The 18,445-nt window shown below is 49.1% G+C and carries 13 protein-coding genes and 1 riboswitch; of the genes, 6 read left to right on the top strand and 7 right to left on the bottom strand.

Translation table 11 applies throughout. The features are described from left to right. Positions 1-145: 145 nt before the first annotated feature. From C1H71_RS05890 to C1H71_RS05900, 3 genes are all read right to left on the bottom strand, one after another. The gene (locus C1H71_RS05890) at positions 146-2,608 is read right to left on the bottom strand and encodes an SLBB domain-containing protein (protein ID WP_130105743.1); all 2,463 of its coding nucleotides are present in this window, start codon (positions 2,606-2,608) and stop codon (positions 146-148) included. A gap of 159 nt (positions 2,609-2,767) precedes the next feature. Beyond that, positions 2,768-3,091, bottom strand: coding sequence for a rhodanese-like domain-containing protein (locus C1H71_RS05895; RefSeq protein ID WP_130105744.1), 324 nt, complete (start codon positions 3,089-3,091; stop codon positions 2,768-2,770). A gap of 54 nt (positions 3,092-3,145) precedes the next feature. Next, positions 3,146-3,799, bottom strand: a complete 654-nt coding sequence (locus C1H71_RS05900) for a protein-L-isoaspartate O-methyltransferase family protein (protein ID WP_130105745.1) — start codon at positions 3,797-3,799, stop codon at positions 3,146-3,148. Between the two features lie 348 nt (positions 3,800-4,147). Beyond that, positions 4,148-4,249, top strand: a riboswitch (TPP riboswitch). Positions 4,250-4,283: 34 nt separating this feature from the next. Between C1H71_RS05900 and thiC the strand changes: the two genes are divergently transcribed. From thiC to C1H71_RS05915, 3 genes are all read left to right on the top strand, one after another. After that, on the top strand, positions 4,284-6,209 hold the full coding sequence (gene thiC / locus C1H71_RS05905; protein ID WP_130105746.1) for a phosphomethylpyrimidine synthase ThiC: 1,926 nt from the start codon (positions 4,284-4,286) through the stop codon (positions 6,207-6,209). A 153-nt stretch (positions 6,210-6,362) separates the two neighbouring features. Further along, entirely contained in the window at positions 6,363-6,827 is a 465-nt protein-coding gene (locus tag C1H71_RS05910; protein WP_130105747.1) for a DMT family transporter, read from the top strand. Between the two features lie 108 nt (positions 6,828-6,935). Then, a complete protein-coding gene (locus C1H71_RS05915) occupies positions 6,936-7,286 on the top strand; it encodes a DUF4870 domain-containing protein (protein ID WP_130105748.1) in 351 nt (116 codons plus the stop codon). Between the two features lie 84 nt (positions 7,287-7,370). On the opposite strand, the gene dnaJ is transcribed toward C1H71_RS05915, so the two are convergent. Then, positions 7,371-8,498, bottom strand: coding sequence for a molecular chaperone DnaJ (gene dnaJ, locus C1H71_RS05920; RefSeq protein WP_130105749.1), 1,128 nt, complete (start codon positions 8,496-8,498; stop codon positions 7,371-7,373). 178 nt (positions 8,499-8,676) lie between these two features. Here dnaJ and C1H71_RS05925 point away from each other — a divergent pair, with 178 nt between their 5' ends. Continuing rightward, positions 8,677-10,308 (top strand): methyl-accepting chemotaxis protein, encoded by a 1,632-nt coding sequence (locus C1H71_RS05925; RefSeq protein ID WP_130105750.1) that lies wholly within the window; start codon positions 8,677-8,679, stop codon positions 10,306-10,308. 78 nt (positions 10,309-10,386) lie between these two features. On the opposite strand, the gene dnaK is transcribed toward C1H71_RS05925, so the two are convergent. Next, a complete protein-coding gene (gene dnaK, locus C1H71_RS05930) occupies positions 10,387-12,324 on the bottom strand; it encodes a molecular chaperone DnaK (RefSeq protein WP_130105751.1) in 1,938 nt (645 codons plus the stop codon). Positions 12,325-12,482: 158 nt separating this feature from the next. After that, positions 12,483-13,022 carry a nucleotide exchange factor GrpE gene (gene grpE, locus C1H71_RS05935; RefSeq protein ID WP_130105752.1) on the bottom strand — a complete coding sequence of 180 codons (540 nt, stop codon included), beginning with the start codon at positions 13,020-13,022 and terminating at the stop codon, positions 12,483-12,485. A gap of 549 nt (positions 13,023-13,571) precedes the next feature. On the opposite strand from grpE, the gene aceA reads away from it, so the two are divergent. Beyond that, positions 13,572-14,852, top strand: a complete 1,281-nt coding sequence (gene aceA, locus C1H71_RS05940; protein WP_130105753.1) for an isocitrate lyase — start codon at positions 13,572-13,574, stop codon at positions 14,850-14,852. A 185-nt stretch (positions 14,853-15,037) separates the two neighbouring features. Further along, positions 15,038-16,624, top strand: a complete 1,587-nt coding sequence (aceB, locus tag C1H71_RS05945; protein WP_130105754.1) for a malate synthase A — start codon at positions 15,038-15,040, stop codon at positions 16,622-16,624. A 295-nt stretch (positions 16,625-16,919) separates the two neighbouring features. Here aceB and mltF read toward each other — a convergent pair whose 3' ends face one another. After that, complete coding sequence (mltF, locus tag C1H71_RS05950; protein WP_188053613.1) at positions 16,920-18,377, bottom strand: membrane-bound lytic murein transglycosylase MltF; 1,458 nt, start codon at positions 18,375-18,377, stop codon at positions 16,920-16,922. Positions 18,378-18,445: the final 68 nt, after the last annotated feature.

Here is an 18,445-nt window from a genome sequence, read left to right on the forward strand (position 1 = left end):
TTTTCGTAGGACGGGTGCAAGCCGCGAACAAAGCTGAAAAATACGCTGGGTTCACCCGCCCTACAATGATTCAATCTTTGTCATTGTGCCGTAGCACGACAAATGGCTAAGTAGATAAAAGGGGGATTCCCTCCGTCCTAGCCGTCTATAAATCACCTAATACTTTAATCCCCGCCAAGCCAGTACCAAAGTTAGCCAAGATTTGCGTCCAATCCAGCGCATTCTTCACAAAACCAGTACGGTCAAACTTCTCTGGCACCACAATTACATCACCCGGCAGGGACTCTACGCTTTTGAATGAGCGCGAAAGTAAGCCAAACTGCTTGGCACTCACCACCGAGCCATCTGCACGCACCACAAAAATGCTGTCGCTATCCGCACTTTCGGTCGGTCCGCCTGCCAGCGCAAGGTAATCTCCCACACTGCGGTTTTTGCTAAAGATAAAGGCATTATTGCGGCTAAATACCGAACCCATCACCGCCACAGTGCTCGATCTCGAAGGGATAAAGACCCGATCACCATCTTCCAACGCTACTTCAGGAATATCTGCAACCTTGCCGCTTTCTGGGTTTAAGCCCAGCACCACGCGACCATCGGCCTTAGTGGTACGGATTTTCTGCGCGAGGAGTTTTTGCTGATCAGCCTGAATCGTTGCTGCTTTTACGCCACCTTCATTCAAAGCATTTTGCGCCTGCTGCCCTGCCGATGTTTGCGCATTACGCTCCACATAATCGGCCAAGCGCTCGAGCTCATCCTGTTGCTTCTTACGCACTTCATCACGCGAGAACTCTGCACCATAAAGATAAGCACTGGACGTTAAGCCACCGATGCGATCGATCAAGGTCGCCAGCGTTTCGCCTTCGCTCACCTGATAAATACCTGGCGTACCGACTTCACCTTCGATATGCACAAAGCGGTTTTTTTGCTGGGTAGAGACGCGGATATCGGTCTTAGAAAAAACATGAATCACATCCCCCTTCGCCAGCAGCTTATCCTGTGACGCATCACGTTTTAATACCACCGCCCCCAGATTAAACGGCACCAGTGTTGTTGTGCTATCCAGCTCATTCGTGCGCTCGATCGCAGCGTAATTCCAGTTAATTTCCTGTTGGTTGCCGCGTAAAGCGCCTAAAAGTGTGCGGTCTACTTTACGCTTGGGCAGTGTTTGTTGCTGGTTAAAAGTATTCTGAGGATTCAGCATTTGCATGCTTTGCTGCTGTTTTTGAAGCTCTTGCTGGTCTTCTTCTTCCTGAATATCTTTGCTGCTGGCGGTTTTATCCTGATATTTATTTTCCCAGAAGCGCGGCGCGATCAGCATGTCTTTGCTGGTGATTAAATCGCTCACCTTCATACCCTCAAACCACGGCATACGCACCGACTGCGCCACATTGCCACGCAGAGAAACCATATCGTCAATTTTTTGGCTGAGCGCATAGAGCTGCACCACATCGCCACCGCGCACGACAAAACCAGCAGCTTTAGCTAACTCAACGGATTCTACTTTGCGTGATTTTTGCGCAACCACACGCTCGATCGAGACCTTGCCATCTAGCGCAAAATTACCTGCACCACCGGCCCAAGAGATCAAATCTTGTAGATTCTCGCCTGCCTTCACTTCATAAATGGCCGGTACTTTTACGCTACCGGAAATCGCGGCCTGTCCGCCCACGGGCGGCACATACACCACATCGCCACCTTGCAACATCAAATCGTGGCTCTTATCGCCTTTCAGCAGCAAATCATATAAATCGAACTCATTCACCACTTTGCCAGCGCGCTTCACCTGAATCTTACGTAAAGATCCATTGGCGGATGGCCCGCCCGCAGCAAACAGCGCATTCACCACCGTAGACAGCGATCCAAGGCTATAGCTGCCCGGGTTTTGTGCAAAACCCACCACAAAAACTTGCACACTTTTAAGCTGGCCCATCGTAACGGCCAGATCAAAATTACGATAAACCTTGCCCACTTCGCGGCTTAAATGCTGCTTAAGCGCGCCAAACGGAATGCCAACCACGCTGACATTGCCAACACGCGGAATAAACACCGCGCCAGAGCGATCTACTTTAAGCTGTAAATCAGCATCGAGCTGCCCCCAAAGGCGAACTGAAAAATTATCACCTACACCAATCAAGTAATCTGCTGAAACTGGTGCGGCTTCAAAAGGCGAATAGCTAGCTTGCTGCATCTGAAAGATTTGCTGGCCAAAAATCGGTAGCGGCAGATTGGCACTGCTACAGAGGTATTTCTGGAAATCATTCAACGGCAGCGATGGTGCCTTGTATTTACTATTTTTATCCAAAGTGAACTTGCCGCTCACATCATCACAGCTCACCGGTGCCATTGGCATTTGCGGGGTAAAATTTCTGCTCTGCGGGTTTTGCTGATTTTGCTGCCCCTGCTGATTCTGCTGATTCTGCGGCACACCCTGCTGTGGATAGCCCAAGGTAGCACCTTGGCTTGGCAACGCACTTTGATTCATTAATGCAGACGGATCATCCGGCATTGTTTGGCAATCGCCAGAGCCTGATAAACACGTCGCAGACCACGCAGGACCCGCTAAAAGCAGCGAAAGTGAAATAACAGCGGAGCTTCTGGATAAATTCATGGTTAGTAATGTCTTATGAAAGGCAAGGGGTGCGGACAAACAAGCGGGGAGACTATAACAACTCAACGTACTCTATGGAAGCCATTGAGACTTAAAAACAATTCATATGGCATATATAAATTGCTTTTGCGACTTCATTTTCATTTCAAGTAAACCTTATTAATATCTTGCCATGGTCAAATCCACCTCTTCAGCCCAACGCGCAATCCCTCCATTCAAATTAATGACATTAGCAAAACCTTGGCGTTCCAAAAAAGAAGCAACTTGATAACTACGCATTCCATGATGACAAATCACTACAATCGTCGCTTCATCATCCAGCTCGTTAAAGCGGCTAGGAATAGTATTCATTGAAACTAATTGGCTGCCATCAATATGACAAATCTCATACTCAGTGGCTTCACGCACATCCAATAACAATGGGTTTGGCCGCGAGGTATCGCTTAGCCATTGAGATAACTCAAGCGGGTTAATCTGTTGCATATAAGCCCCTGATATAAATAACGCGGCCAATTAGACCGCACTATTTTCAATTTATTAAAATGCAAATGTTGTTTTTTCTACAGCATTTTTTAAGCGTGGCAAATTGTATTCAAATAATTTATTTTCAGCAAAACTACCCTGATCCACACAGGTAAACAGCGTTGCCGACATAATTGGTAATTCACCCACAACAGCAATCAAACGCCCGCCCACCGCCAGCTGATCTTTTAGGCTAGCAGGAACCTCGGCTAAAGACCCCGTGACAATAATTGCATTAAATGGGCCTTGCTTTTGTGCCGCTGCCAGAGCATCGCCTTGGCTTACAGTGGCATTTTTAATCCCCGCCGCCGCCAAATTGGCGCGGGCGGTTTCTACTAGCGCCGCATCAATTTCTACGCCATACACATGCGCCACTAAGCCCGCTGCCAGCGCCATCAAATAACCCGTGCCTGCGCCCACCACCAACACCTTATCGCTTACTTGCGGATCGATATCTTGCAGCAGCTTGGCTTCCATCTTAGGGGCCAGCATTTGTGCGCCATTTGCCAGCGGCAGCTCGATATCTACAAAGGCCAGCTCTTTTTTGTCGAGCGGCACAAAGTCTTCGCGCTTCACCGCCAATACACGGTTGAGCACCTTTTGATCCAGCACATCCCAAGGGCGAATTTGCTGCTCTACTAATAAATAACGTGCGTTTTCCCAATCCATTTTTATCACCTCAAAGCGAGCTGGGATCAAACCCAGCGTTTGAAAATTTTTGCAATTATCCCACAGACCAAGCCCAGTGTGGTTATAGAGCCTAAGATCACGAGCGGATAAGAACAAAGATAAGTAAATAACAGCGTCATTCCCGCATGCCTTTGGCGGAAATCCAGCGGGATGACTGGATCCCCGATAAAAACGCTCGAGGATGACGACTTCCCCACCCCCCCCACTCCCACTCCCACTCCCACTCACACTCACACTCACACTCCCCACTCCCCACTAACCTTGATACAAATCAGCAGCGCCCTATCTTAAATTTGCTGTTTGCTGGTTTTTTATATACCTTCTCTGCTTTATCGCTAGGGGTTCTGTGCCAGATTTAGGCGCGGATGAGAAATACCCTCTGAACCTGATTCGGTTAATACCGGCGTAGGGAAGCGAGCGGTTGCCCTCATTCCGCTCAACCCGCGCCTTTGTGGAGTAGAGCATGAACGCAAAAGCACAGTTTTTAGCCTCAACCGCCGTCGTCGACGACGCAGCCATCCAGCCACTCCCCAATTCACGCAAAATTTACGTCACCGGCTCACGCAGCGACATCCGTGTGCCTATGCGTGAAATCAGCCAGGCCGACACCCCGCTACAAATGAGTATCAGCGGCGCAACAGAAAAAAACCCACCTATCTTTGTTTATGATTGCTCCGGCCCTTACTCTGATCCAGATACAAAGGTAGACGTGCGCAAAGGGCTTGAAGCCATTCGTAGCACATGGATTAGCGAACGCAATGATACTGAGCGACTTAGCCAGCTCACCAGCGAATATGGCCGCATGCGCGAGGCCGATCCCAAGCTAGATGAATTACGCTTTGAATTAAAACGTCAGCCCCGCGTTGCCAAAGATGGCGCAAACGTCAGCCAAATGCATTACGCCCGTAAAGGCATCATCACGCCAGAAATGGAATACGTGGCGATTCGTGAAAACATGAATCGTGCGGCCTATTTGCAAAGCCTGCGTGACAGCAGCCCAACCGGCGAAAAAATGCTGGCGATGATGAATCGTCAGCATAAGGGGCAAAACTACGGCGCAGTGATGCCGGATGAAATCACCCCAGAATTTGTACGCAGCGAAATCGCCTGTGGCCGCGCCATTATCCCCAATAACATCAACCACCCAGAATCAGAGCCGATGATTATTGGCCGTAATTTCTTGGTCAAGATTAACGGCAATATCGGCAACTCTGCCGTCAGCTCCAGCATTAGTGAAGAAGTAGAAAAAATGACTTGGGGTATTCGCTGGGGTGCAGACACCATTATGGATCTATCCACAGGCAAAAATATCCACGAAACGCGTGAGTGGATTCTACGTAATAGCCCCGTGCCGATCGGCACTGTTCCTATCTACCAAGCGCTCGAAAAAGTAAATGGCAAGGCCGAAGATCTGACTTGGGAAATTTTTAAAGACACGCTGATCGAGCAAGCCGAGCAAGGCGTGGATTATTTCACCATCCACGCGGGTGTCTTACTGCGCTACGTGCCAATGACCGCAGGCCGTATGACTGGCATTGTTAGCCGTGGTGGCTCGATTATGGCGAAATGGTGTTTGGCTCATCATCAAGAAAGCTTTCTTTACACCCATTTTGCAGACATCTGCGAAATCATGAAAAAATACGACGTGGCCTTCAGTTTGGGCGATGGCCTGCGTCCTGGCTCGATTTGGGATGCCAACGATGAAGCGCAGCTAGGCGAGCTAAAAACACTGGGTGAGCTGACGCAAATCGCTTGGCAGCACGATGTACAAGTGATGATCGAAGGCCCTGGCCATGTGCCGATGCAATTGATTAAAGAAAACATGGATTTAGAACTAGATTGGTGCCATGAAGCGCCCTTCTACACCCTAGGGCCGCTGACTACCGATATCGCCCCCGGCTACGATCACATCACCTCCGCCATTGGCGCGGCGCAAATTGGCTGGTACGGCTGCGCCATGCTTTGCTATGTCACGCCGAAAGAGCATTTGGGCCTGCCCAATAAAGATGATGTGAAAGAAGGCATCATTACTTACAAGCTGGCAGCACACGCTGCGGATCTTGCCAAGGGCCACCCCGGCGCGCAGATTCGCGACAACGCGCTATCCAAGGCGCGCTTTGAATTCCGCTGGGAAGACCAGTTTAATCTGGGCCTAGATCCGGATCGCGCACGCGCTTACCACGATGAGACCATGCCAAAAGACAGCGGCAAAGTGGCGCACTTTTGCTCGATGTGCGGCCCGCATTTCTGCTCAATGAAAATCACCCAAGACGTGCGTGAATTTGCAGCCAAGCAAGGGATTGCCGAAGCGGACGCCAATCAGATCGGCATGCAAACCAAATCGATTGAATTTATCAAAAAAGGCGCAGAGGTTTACCACAAGGCTTAATTAAAAGAGCTTAGGGAGTGGGGAGCAGGGGAGTGGGGAGTCGGAAAATCAAACCCGCCACGCCCCTACTCCCCACTATCGACTATCGACTCCCCGCCTCACCCCAAAAAAACATGCTAGTCTCGCCTGCCTTACTCCTTGCCCACAAATCCCATGCAACTCCCTTACTTTCTACTCGCCCTTATCATTGGCCTCATTGTTCCGCTGCAATCGGCCGTCAACAATCAATTAAAAGGCATCATTGGTGGCAGCACGCTGCTGGCGGCGCTTTTGTCTTTTTCTATAGGCACACTCACGTTGGCGCTATGCGCTATTTTAAGCGGGCAAAAGTGGGCAGGATTAAGCCAACTAGGCCAAGTTTCTTGGTGGCAGCTTACCGGAGGCTTAATGGGTGCATTGTTTGTCTTTGGCACCACCTTGCTTGCGCCTCGAATTGGCGTGGCGGCGATGGTTTCCTTAATTGTGGCGGGGCAAATTATCGCCTCCTTACTTTTTGATCGCTTCGGCATTTTAGGCCTGCCTATGCGCGAAATTGGCAGCCTGCGCATCTTAGGTGCAGTGTTTATTGCTGTTGGAGTGCTCTTAGTTAATTTTGGCCCTCTACTCGCAAAACGTTAATCCATCAAAACAAAATAATCTGATAACAACAGTACCGCCTTAGCTTTTAAACCATGTAAACATGGCATAGGCTAGAATGACTTTTCTGCCTCGTGATCGAGATCCAATATGGATGACAATCAATTTCCAGTTACCACACCCGTCAAGTCAGATTCTAATACCATTGCGGCGCTAACTTGGGTAGGGGGAATTTTCTTTGGTTTTATCCCTTCACTCATCGTTTTTTTACTTAAAAAAGACGATCCTTTTGTATTAGAGCATGCAAAAGAGGCGCTTAATTGGTCGATTACGGTGATGATAGGCTATGCCATTAGTGCAGTATTAACCGTTATTTTAGTGGGCTTTTTAGGCATATTTTTACTTGGGCTGGCCAATGTGGTGTTTTGCATTATTGCCGCCATCACGGCCAGTAAAGGCGAAGCCTACCGCCTGCCTTATGTACTTCGCTTAATCAAATAAGCGCTTAAAGCAAAAAGGCCAGTGCATTTTCAAGCGCTGGCCTTTTTATTAAGTGTAAGTGGGTAATCTATCCATTCCACCTAATTATGATGCGAAAAAATCTTTTACTTTATCCATAAACGATTTAGCCCGCGGATTATGCTTATCGGAATCGCCTTGGCTAATTTCTTCAAACTCTTTTAGCAATTCTTTTTGACGCGCAGTTAGTTTAACCGGCGTTTCCAAAATCACATGGCACATTAAATCGCCAGTAATGGCGCTGCGTACGCCCTTGATCCCCTTGCTGCGTAGGCGAAACTGCTGGCCGCTTTGCGTTTCTGCAGGAATAGTAATCCGCGCTTTGCCATCCAGCGTTGGGATTTCAATCTCCCCACCCAAAGCCGCAATGGTAAAGCTGATCGGCATTTCACAATGCAGATCATTGCCATCACGCTGAAACACCGAATGCGCCTTCACATGAATCACCACGTAAAGATCGCCAGATGGCCCACCATTGACGCCCGCTTCGCCTTCGCCACTTAAGCGGATACGATCGCCTTCATCCACGCCCACAGGGATTTTCACTGCCAGTGTTTTGTGCGTGCTAACACGGCCCGTGCCTGAGCAAGGGCGGCATGGATCAGGAATATACTTGCCGCTACCGTGGCACGTTGGGCAAGTCTGCTGCAGGCTAAAAAAGCCTTGAGACACACGCACTTGGCCATGACCACCACAGGTGTGGCAAGTTTTAGCCTGCGTACCTGCCTTCGCCCCACTGCCATGGCAGCTGCCGCATTCTTCATGCGAAGGGATCTTAATCTGGCGCTCTACACCGCGCGCCGCTTCTTCAAGGCTAATTTCTAAGTTGTAACGCAGGTCTGCGCCACGATATACATTAGAGCGCCCACCGCGATTACCGCCGCCTTGGCCAAAAATATCGCCAAAGATATCAGAAAACGCATCTCCAAAGCCTGCTCCACCGCCACCACCGCCCATGCCTGATTGCTGATCAAGACCGGCATGGCCGTACTGATCGTAGGCAGCACGTTTTTGTGCATCGGATAAAACCTCGTAGGCTTCTTTACCCTCTTTAAATTTTTCCTCCGCATCCTTTGCATCAGGATTACGGTCTGGGTGGTACTTCATTGCCAGTTTGCGATACGCTTTTTTAATCTCGTCATCACCCGCATCGCGGTTCACACCTAGCGTGTCGTAAAAATCTTTTTTAGCCATCTTTTTAATCCTGCACAGGAGGCCGCGCCCCACGGAATTCATCAACTGTTTGCACATGGGGGCGAAGCATTCAATCTACAAGCCCCTCACTCTTCTTTCTCAGATTCCCCTTGTATGCGGCCGATTATCTAGCTATGAATAATTCACGCTTCTTACACCTGCATCTTAAAGGTATGTCATGAACATCCTGAATCAATTCTCTATAGGCGGCAGATTGCTTGCTGGCTTCTTATCATGTGCCATCATCACCTTAATTCTAGGCATACTTGGCTATCATAGTGCGGCATCCATGCAAGACCTGACCGAAGATATGCACAATAATCAGCTTGTGCCGATTTTGGATTTAGCCAACGCCAATATGCAGGCCATTTATCATCACCGTGCCGTGTATGCGATTGCACTGGAAACCGATGACAAGAAAATGGCCAAGATTGAAGAAGGCATGAAAGCCAATGAAAGCAAGCTAAAAGAATTGCTAGATAAATACAGAGCTACCTCACTCACCCCACCAGAAGCAGATCTACTCAAAAAAGTAGATCGCCTATGGCTCCCCTATTTAGAAGCAGCCAAACCCGCAATGGCTGCCGGTAAAGCCAATGACTTTAAGCTGGCTGCAGAGCTGATGTCCAACTCGGTAGCGGGCGCATTTCAGCCCTATGACGATATATTAAGCGAACTGGTTGATATGAATAAAAAAATATCCGATCACAACATGGACCTTAGCACGCAAGAGCTGGCCACGACCAAAACCAGATCGACTATTCTGACTGTGATTGCCGTGTTGTCAGCGGTGGTGCTTGGGCTGATGTTAACCAGAAGCATCACCACGCCTATCAGCCATGTACGCCTGTCTTTAGAAAGAATCCGTGAAGGCAATTTAAGCGAGCACATTGATATAGAAGGCAAAGATGAGCTGGCAGCCATGCAAACCGATCTATTAAAAATGCAGAGTGATTTAAAAACCACCATTCAAAGCATAAATAACAACTGCTCTGAGCTGGTTAGCATGGCTGATCTGCTGGCCAGTGCATCGCAACAAGTGGCGATTAGCTCGCAAACCCAATCCGAATCCGCATCTTCTTCAGCAGCGGGGGTGGAAGAGCTAACGGTTAGCATAGACAGCGTATCGGCTAGCGCCACCGAGGCCAATCTACAAGCCAGCGACGCTGGATTACTGGCTAATTCTGGCAGCGAAGAGGTTAAAAAATCTAATTCACTCATCGATACCGTTTTAGAAAACGTTAATAGCACCGGCACGCAGATTGCCAGCTTGGAACAAAGCTCTACCCATATTGGCAATATCGCCACCGTGATTAAAGATGTAGCCGACCAAACCAATCTGCTGGCCCTGAACGCCGCCATTGAAGCGGCCAGAGCGGGTGAGCAGGGCCGGGGCTTTGCCGTGGTGGCCGATGAAGTGCGCAAATTAGCAGAGCGCACCACCAGCTCGGCGCAAGAAATCACCGGCATGATTCAAACCATTCAACAAGGCACACGCGCTGCGGTAAGCGGTATGCAATCAAGCCAGCAAAGCGTAAGCCAAGTATCTACGGCATCAGAGCGCACCAACCAAGTGATGGAGCAAATTAAAACGGGCTCTTTTAAAGTACAAACGTCGATCAAAGATATTTCTGCTGCGCTTGCACAACAACGCTCCGTGAGCACCGATCTAGCACAAAATGTAGAGCGAATCGCCCAAATGGCGGAAGAAAACCGTGCCGCCGTTGAAGAGGTTGCCAACTCATCCAATGATCTGGTGAAACTTGCCACCTCCCTAAAGCAATCTATTAGCCGCTTTAAACTAAGCTGAACGTCTACAGCTGAGCCTTAGCGCTAAAAAAAACAGGCCCGCATCAAGCGGGCCTGTTTTCATTTAAATAAGCTGGGCTTATTTATCTTTTACTTCGGTGAATTCAGCATCAACCACATTGCCGTCCTCTTTTTTAGCATCTGCATGCGTATCCGCACCTGCTGCGCCAGCTGCTGCGGCACCTTCAGGTTGCTGTGCGTACATTTGCTCAGCTAATTTGTGCGATGCTTCTGTTAACGTTGCAGTCGCCGCTTCGATCTTTTCTTTATCGTCGCTGTGGTCTTTGAGTACTAGCTCCACTTCGGCCATAGCGGCTTCAATCTTAGCTTTTTCGTCTGCGCCAATCTTTTCGCCAAATTCAGCCAGTGATTTTTTCACGGAGTGAACCATGCCATCCGCTTGATTGCGAGCCGCTACTAATTCAGACAATTTTTTGTCTTCTTCAGCATTCATTTCAGCATCGCGAACCATCGCTTCGATTTCAGCTTCGGATAAACCGCTAGAAGCTTGAATAGTGATACGCGCTTCTTTGCCGCTGGCCTTGTCTTTAGCACCTACGTGCAAGATACCGTTAGCGTCGATATCAAAAGTCACTTCAACTTGTGGCACACCACGTGCTGCAGGCGGAATATCGCCCAAGTTAAATTGGCCAAGGCTCTTGTTTGCAGATGCTTTTTCGCGCTCACCCTGCAATACATGAATGGTTACGGCCGTTTGGTTGTCTTCTGCGGTAGAGAACACTTGCGATGCCTTGGTAGGGATCGTGGTGTTTTTCTTGATCAGCTTAGTTAAGACGCCGCCCATGGTTTCAATACCGAGGGACAACGGGGTTACATCCAGCAGCAATACATCCGTGCGATCGCCAGACAATACCGAGCCTTGCAATGCAGCGCCCACGGCAACCGCTTCGTCTGGGTTTACATCGCGACGCGCTTCTTTACCGAAGAATTCTTTAACTTTATCTTGCACCATAGGCATGCGGGTCTGACCGCCAACCAAGATGATGTCATCGATATCAGTAATTTTCAGGCCAGCGTCTTGCAGAGCAATGCGGCAAGGCTCGATGGTGCGGGCAACTAAATCTTCAACCAAGCTTTCGTATTTAGCGCGGGTGATTTTCAGCGTTAAGTGCTTAGGCCCTGTCGCATCCATTGTTACGTACGGCAAGTTGATTTCTGTTGTGGTAGTAGAAGACAACTCAATCTTGGCTTTTTCTGCCGCTTCTTTCAGGCGTTGCAGCGCCATTACGTCTTGCTTCAGGTTGATACCTGAGTCTTTCTTGAATTCATCAATGATGTAATCAATGATGCGTTGGTCGAAATCTTCACCGCCCAAGAATGTGTCGCCGTTCGTGGCCAATACTTCAAATTGCTTATCGCCATCTACATCGGCAATTTCGATGATGGATACGTCGAATGTACCGCCACCTAAGTCATACACAGCAATCTTGCTGTCGCCTTTTTCTTTCTTATCCATACCAAAAGCCAGCGCTGCGGCAGTTGGCTCATTGATAATACGTTTTACATCCAGCCCCGCAATACGGCCAGCATCTTTAGTAGCTTGGCGTTGTGCATCATTAAAGTAAGCAGGTACGGTTACAACTGCTTCGGTGACTTCTTCGCCAAGATAATCTTCAGCGGTTTTCTTCATCTTGCGCAGTACTTCTGCGGAGATTTGTGGCGGAGCCATTTTTTTGTCGCGCACCGAAATCCATGCGTCGCCGTTATCAGCTTTTACAATGGCAAAAGGCATCAGGTCGATGTCTTTTTGTACTTCTTTGTCTTCAAACTTGCGGCCAATCAAACGCTTTACCGCGTACAACGTGTTTTTTGGATTGGTTACAGCCTGACGCTTAGCTGGCGCACCAACCAAGATCTCACCATCTTCTTGGTAAGCAATAATAGACGGCGTGGTACGTGTGCCTTCTGCGTTTTCGATTACTTTAGGTTGGCCATTTTCAAACACGGCCACGCAAGAGTTTGTTGTGCCTAAGTCAATACCAATCATCTTTGCCATTTTTAAAATTCCTTATCTTCGCCACTCTAGGCAGCGGTAAATTAACAACCATGTTTACAAAATGGGGATGCCAGAAATATTTTCAAGTAGGGGCACGATATGCGATGTTCAACAAAACATTTACCCGCTATAAGACGCGTCTAGCTTGCCCCTATAGATTATTTAGCGGCGGAAACCATAACCATCGCAGGACGAATTACGCGGCCAGCTAACTCATAGCCTTTTTGCATAACTTGCACCACGGTATTGGCCTCTGCATCGCTTGGCACCATCGCAATCGCTTGGTGCTTATGCGGGTCTAGCTTGTCGCCCATTGGGTTAATTTCGATCACTTGCGATTTCTCAAACGCCGCAGTGAGCTGCTTTAAAGTAAGCTCCACGCCATTTTTCAGGGCATCTACATCACCAGTTTGATCGCTCAGCGCCATTTCTAGCGAATCTTTTACCGCCAGCAATTCCATCGCAAATTTCTCTACCGCAAATTTGCGGGCTTTGTCGATTTCTTCAAGTGCACGGCGGCGATTATTTTCTGCCTCTGCCTTGGCATACAGCACGTCTTGACGGGCTTTCTCAATATCTGCAGTTGCAGCGGCTAACTGTGTTTCTAAAGTAATGCCTTCGCTCGCGGCCTCAATGCCTGCATCAGCGGTAGCGGCCAACACATCTTCATTCTGTACTTGTTCGGTTTCGTTGCTCATAGGGAACTCCAGTCAAAACTATTTCAAACATGCAAAGGCAGATGGGGTTATCACGGGGCATTTCAAGTGCATAGATTGCAAGAGCTTGCTGTTTTAGCCTAGGAAATCAACTCAATACGCTACAAAGCACTGCGGCTTGAGCATTTTTTATCCCTTTTTTCAGACATTTTTTAGCTAATCTGCCACGAACACGCTCAAAAAATTCAATTTTTTCCTACGCAGTTTTTTCTTCAAACACCTGTTTAACAGCATGTAGCTGACAAATAAAAATAGATTAAAAACTACATTTTCCGCATATTTTGCAACTTTATGCTTTTAAAACAGTCGTTTTAAGGTAGATAAAATCAAAGCATATTCGCTGGTCATTTCAAGCACTTATTGACTACTACTTTACTTAATTCTTACGGAAAAAAAAGTACATGAAAGCCCCAATATGTAGTCAATATTTTACAACTACAATCGAATGGTGCACTGCAAAATAACTCTGCAACACGGCTATAAAATGCTTTACTTAGACATGCAGCCCATCACCCATTAGGGAGTATTGTTATGAGTACAAAGGAACAAAAGATCGCCGCCATCCAGCAAGACTGGGACACCAATCCACGCTGGAAAGGCATCACCCGCCCTTATACCGCTGCAGACGTTGAACGCCTGCGTGGCAATGTGCAAGTCGAGCACACACTAGCCCGCCGTGGCGCAGAAAAGCTGTGGTCCTTAGTGAACGAAACACCCTATGTGCATGCTCTAGGCGCTTTGACCGGCAATCAAGCCATGCAACAAATTAAAGCTGGCTTGAAAGCCATCTACCTTTCAGGCTGGCAAGTTGCCGCTGATGCAAACATCGCCGGTGAAATGTATCCAGACCAATCGCTATACCCAGCGAACTCGGTACCACTGGTGGTACGCCGCATCAATAATGCACTGACCCGTGCCGACCAAATCAACCACGCCGAAGGCGACGACAGTATCGATTTTTACGCCCCAATCGTCGCTGACGCTGAAGCGGGCTTTGGTGGTGTGCTGAATGCGCACGAGTTAATGAAATCCATGATCGAAGCGGGTGCTGCCGGTGTTCACTTTGAAGACCAACTGGCTTCGGTTAAAAAATGCGGCCATATGGGCGGCAAAGTATTAGTGCCAACGCGTGAAGCGGTAGAAAAACTGGTTGCCGCACGTTTTGCTGCCGACATCATGGGCGTGCCAACGCTAATTGTGGCGCGCACCGATGCCGAAGCGGCTGATTTACTCACTTCTGATGTAGACGCTAACGATCAGCCATTTTGCACTGGCGAGCGCACACCAGAAGGCTTTTACAAAACCACACCGGGCCTAGAGCAAGCCATTAGCCGTGGCCTTGCCTATGCGCCTTATGCTGATTTGGTATGGTGTGAAACCGGCAAGCCGGATCTGGAATACGCACGCAAATTTGCGACCGCAATTCACGCTCAGTTCCCTGGAAAATTACTGGCTTATAACTGCTCGCCATCGTTTAACTGGAAGAAAAATCTGGATGACGCCACCATCGCCACGTTCCAAGCTGAGCTTGGCAAGATGGGTTACAAATTCCAGTTCATCACTTTGGCAGGCTTCCACGCACTGAACTACGGCATGTTTAATCTGGCCCACGGCTACGCCCGCCGTGGTATGAGTGCCTTTGTTGAGCTGCAAGAAGCAGAATTCGCCGCCGCCGACCGTGGCTTTACCGCAGTAAAACACCAACGCGAAGTGGGCACAGGCTACTTTGATGCGGTCACACAAGTGATCCAGCAAGGCCAGTCTTCTACCACCGCGCTGAAAGGCTCGACCGAAGAAGAACAGTTCCACTAAAACTTACAAAAGATCTGTAATCCTTAGGGTGGGTTAGGCCAGTAAAATGTACTAGATATAAGCGCTGTCGTATCTTGGCCGCGTACCCGCCGTAGCGCCATGATGGGTACGCGGCCGAAATATATCAGCGCGAAGATGACCTCAAAGAGCGGCCTAACCCACCCGACGATAAATGAGGGAACAATATGACAATCACGCTTGCAGGTATTCGAGTTCTCGGCCATATCAGCCCTGCTTTTGCCCCTATTCTTACCCCCGATGCACTGGCTTTTTTAGCTGAGCTGCACCGCAGTTTTGAGCCGCGCCGCCGTGAGCTAATGGTCGCCCGTACCGAACGCCAAGCACGGCTAGATGCCGGTGAAGTGCCCGATTTCCTAGCTGATACCCAGCATATCCGTGATGGCAACTGGAGTATTGCGCCCCTGCCCGCCGATTTACTCGATCGTCGCACCGAAATCACCGGCCCCGTTGAGCGCAAGATGATGATTAATGCGCTTAATTCCGGCGCTAAATCGTTTATGGCCGATTTTGAGGATTCCAATACGCCCACTTGGGAAAACCAAGTTGAAGGCCAGATCAATGTAAAAGACGCCTATCGTAAAGAGCTGTCCTACCGTTCGCCCGAAGGTAAAGAATACAAATTAAACCCTGAAATCGCCACGCTGATTCTGCGCCCACGCGGCTGGCATTTAATGGAAAAACACCTTGAAGTTGACGGCGAAATCATGGCGGGCTCATTATTTGATTTTGGCCTTGCCGTATTTCACAACCTGAAATACCGCCTTAGCCAAGGCACATCGTGTTATTTCTATCTACCAAAAATGGAATCGCATTTAGAAGCACGGCTCTGGAACGATGTCTTTACTTGGGCCGAAGCAGAGTTAGCCGCACCACACGGCTGCATCAAGGGCACAGTACTGATCGAAACCATTTTGGCCGCTTTTGAAATGGACGAAATCCTCTACGAGCTGCGTGAGCACTCGGCAGGCCTAAATGCCGGTCGCTGGGATTACATCTTTAGCTGCATTAAGAAATTCCGCGTCAATACGGATTTCTGCCTCGCCAATCGCAGCCTGATTACCATGACCGTACCCTTTATGCGTGCTTATTCCTTGCTGCTGATCAAAACCTGCCACCATCGCAATGCGCCAGCGATGGGCGGCATGAGCGCGGTCATCCCAATCAAAAACGACGAAGCCGCCAACGAAAAAGCCATGCAGCAGGTACGCGCTGATAAAGAGCGTGATGCCAACGATGGTTACGATGGTGGCTGGGTTGCTCACCCTGGGCTGGTTGCGATCGCTCAAGCGGCTTGGGATGCGGTGCTAGGCAGTAAGCCTAATCAAATCAGTAAGCAACGCCCTGATGTACACGTTGCAGGCAGCGATTTACTGGATTTTCAGCCAAGCGCACCGATTACCGAAGCTGGCCTGCGTGGCAATATTAGCGTAGGTGTGCAATATCTGGCGGCATGGATTTCTGGTCTTGGCTGCGTACCCATTCATAATCTGATGGAAGATGCCGCCACCGCAGAAATCAGCCGCTCACAAATCTGGCAATGGATCAGGTCGCCCAAAGGTGTACTGGACGATGGCCGCAAGGTAAGCACAGCGCTATTTCGCCAGTGGCTACCCGAAGAAGTCGCCAAAATCCACACCACCGGCCGCTTTGCCAGCACGCTCGATGAAGCCGCGCAGATGTTTGACGAGCTGACCACCAGCGAGGATTTTGTTGAGTTTCTGACCTTGCCAGGCTATGAGCGCTTAAAGTAAGGTTTAATTTGTAAGAAATTAAAAAGGGAGCCACTTGGCTCCCTTTTTATTTTAGACTAGGCAAAAACCTCAACTTACTTACACGAGCGCACAGCGACTAAACGCATGGACATAAAAAGAGCCTAGCAGCCTGTCGGACTTAGACGGTCGAAGCGAAAAATCGCATGGTCAAGACCAGATTTTGCCGGATTTGCAGCGCCAATAACGAGTTATTGGTCAAAAATCTGGTGAAATATAGGCCGATCAGGTGATTTTGCAGCTGACTGATGCTAAGTCCGACAGGCTGCTAGCAGCCTTATAAAGCAGCAGTGCGAACCTGCTGAGCAGCCAACACACGATTATTGATATTTAACTGCAAGTTATCTGGGTTTTGCACCACGATATTTTCGCTAAGCATCGGCATAGTGCTTTGTACAGGGCTTTCAAAACGCACGAGGATGTCGTAATACGTACGTAGACGTTCAACAAAAATCACGGGCTCGCCACCACGGGCATAGCCATATTTTGCCGATTTAAAGTACTGCGGATTACGCAGCAGCGGCAGCGTGGTTTTCACGTCTACCCAGCTATCTGGGTTCTTGCCTAGCTTCACCGCCAAAGCGCGCGCGTCGAGCAAGTGGCCAAGCCCTACGTTGTATGCGGCAAGGGCCAGCCAAGTACGATCCGGCTCAGTAATGTTTTCCGCCAAGCTGTCTTTCATCGTCTGGATATAACGCGCCCCACCTTGAATACTTTGGTAGGGATCTAGGCGATTCACCCCTAAGCGCTCTGCCGTGTCGTTTGTGAGCATCATCATGCCACGCACGCCCGACATCGACACCGCCTCAGGGTCCCACATTGATTCTTGATAAGACAGCGCGGCCACTAAGCGCCAATCCAAACCAGTTTTTGTTTCCGCCTCTTTAAACCACTTTTTATAACGTGGCAAAGTGGCTTTACGCTTATCCAAAAACGCCATGGCATCAACGGGTGCAAGGCGATTCACATGGCCGTAATATCGATCAAGTAGGCTGTGCATCTCGCCATTTTTAGCTATTTTGCTAAAAAAGCCTTGGAACAAACCATATAGCTCGCTATCGCTCTCAGGTACGGCCCAAGCCAGTTGTTGAGCAGAGCCCATTTCGCGGCTAATTGCCACCTTAGGAAAGTAATTTTGCGCAACATCTGCGGCGTGTGAATCAACCATAGCGTAGCTAAGCTGACCATTAGCCACGCGCTCAATCAGATCTTCGCTATCGCCATCTTCGACGATCTGCCAGCTGAGATTGGGCTTGCTTACTTTTAGCTTATTCAGCGCCATCACATACTGTGGCAAGGTGCTAATCAAAGCCTCACCCGCTGTCAGCTCGGATAAAACACTGCTGGCAGAGCGGCTGCTTGGGTAAACCAAGACAGGTTCAATGCTTTGGTAAGCAGGCCCAAATGCCAAGCCTGCTCCTTCAAAATCTTTTTGCACGCCCACTGCAAAGTGCGCTTCATGCTGCTTTAGCCTAGATAACAATTCGGCATAGCTGTTGGTCACAATAAAACGCACCTTCAGCCCATTTGCTGCTGCAAAGCGAGTAACGAGGTCGTACTCCAAGCCTGCGTAATTGCCTTCAGCATCGACATAGAGTGTGGTCGGACCGTTTTGTACCAGCACGACGAGTTCTTGTGATTCTGCCCAAGGAAGAACCTGGTTGGAAGATTGCTGCGGCATATCGCCACAACCCGTTAGGACAACTGTTGCTAGAGCCATGAGCAAATGTTTCATGCGCATCCCGTTTGTTGATACCGGCCGCATTCTGCACTAATTCCTCCCCAAAGCACAAACATTGCTTT

The sequence above is a fragment of the Iodobacter fluviatilis genome, from assembly GCF_004194535.1.
Taxonomy (GTDB): Bacteria; Pseudomonadota; Gammaproteobacteria; order Burkholderiales; family Chitinibacteraceae; genus Iodobacter; species Iodobacter fluviatilis_A.

Coding starts and splice junctions, on each gene's coding strand:
- mltF (WP_188053613.1), bottom strand. CDS start 18,377: ATGAAACATTTGCTCATGGCTCTAGCAACAGTTGTCCTAACGGGTTGT.
- C1H71_RS05925 (WP_130105750.1), top strand. CDS start 8,677: ATGAACATCCTGAATCAATTCTCTATAGGCGGCAGATTGCTTGCTGGC.
- aceB (WP_130105754.1), top strand. CDS start 15,038: ATGACAATCACGCTTGCAGGTATTCGAGTTCTCGGCCATATCAGCCCT.
- C1H71_RS05900 (WP_130105745.1), bottom strand. CDS start 3,799: ATGGATTGGGAAAACGCACGTTATTTATTAGTAGAGCAGCAAATTCGC.
- C1H71_RS05895 (WP_130105744.1), bottom strand. CDS start 3,091: ATGCAACAGATTAACCCGCTTGAGTTATCTCAATGGCTAAGCGATACC.
- C1H71_RS05890 (WP_130105743.1), bottom strand. CDS start 2,608: ATGAATTTATCCAGAAGCTCCGCTGTTATTTCACTTTCGCTGCTTTTA.
- grpE (WP_130105752.1), bottom strand. CDS start 13,022: ATGAGCAACGAAACCGAACAAGTACAGAATGAAGATGTGTTGGCCGCT.
- C1H71_RS05910 (WP_130105747.1), top strand. CDS start 6,363: ATGCAACTCCCTTACTTTCTACTCGCCCTTATCATTGGCCTCATTGTT.
- C1H71_RS05915 (WP_130105748.1), top strand. CDS start 6,936: ATGGATGACAATCAATTTCCAGTTACCACACCCGTCAAGTCAGATTCT.
- dnaK (WP_130105751.1), bottom strand. CDS start 12,324: ATGGCAAAGATGATTGGTATTGACTTAGGCACAACAAACTCTTGCGTG.
- aceA (WP_130105753.1), top strand. CDS start 13,572: ATGAGTACAAAGGAACAAAAGATCGCCGCCATCCAGCAAGACTGGGAC.
- dnaJ (WP_130105749.1), bottom strand. CDS start 8,498: ATGGCTAAAAAAGATTTTTACGACACGCTAGGTGTGAACCGCGATGCG.
- thiC (WP_130105746.1), top strand. CDS start 4,284: ATGAACGCAAAAGCACAGTTTTTAGCCTCAACCGCCGTCGTCGACGAC.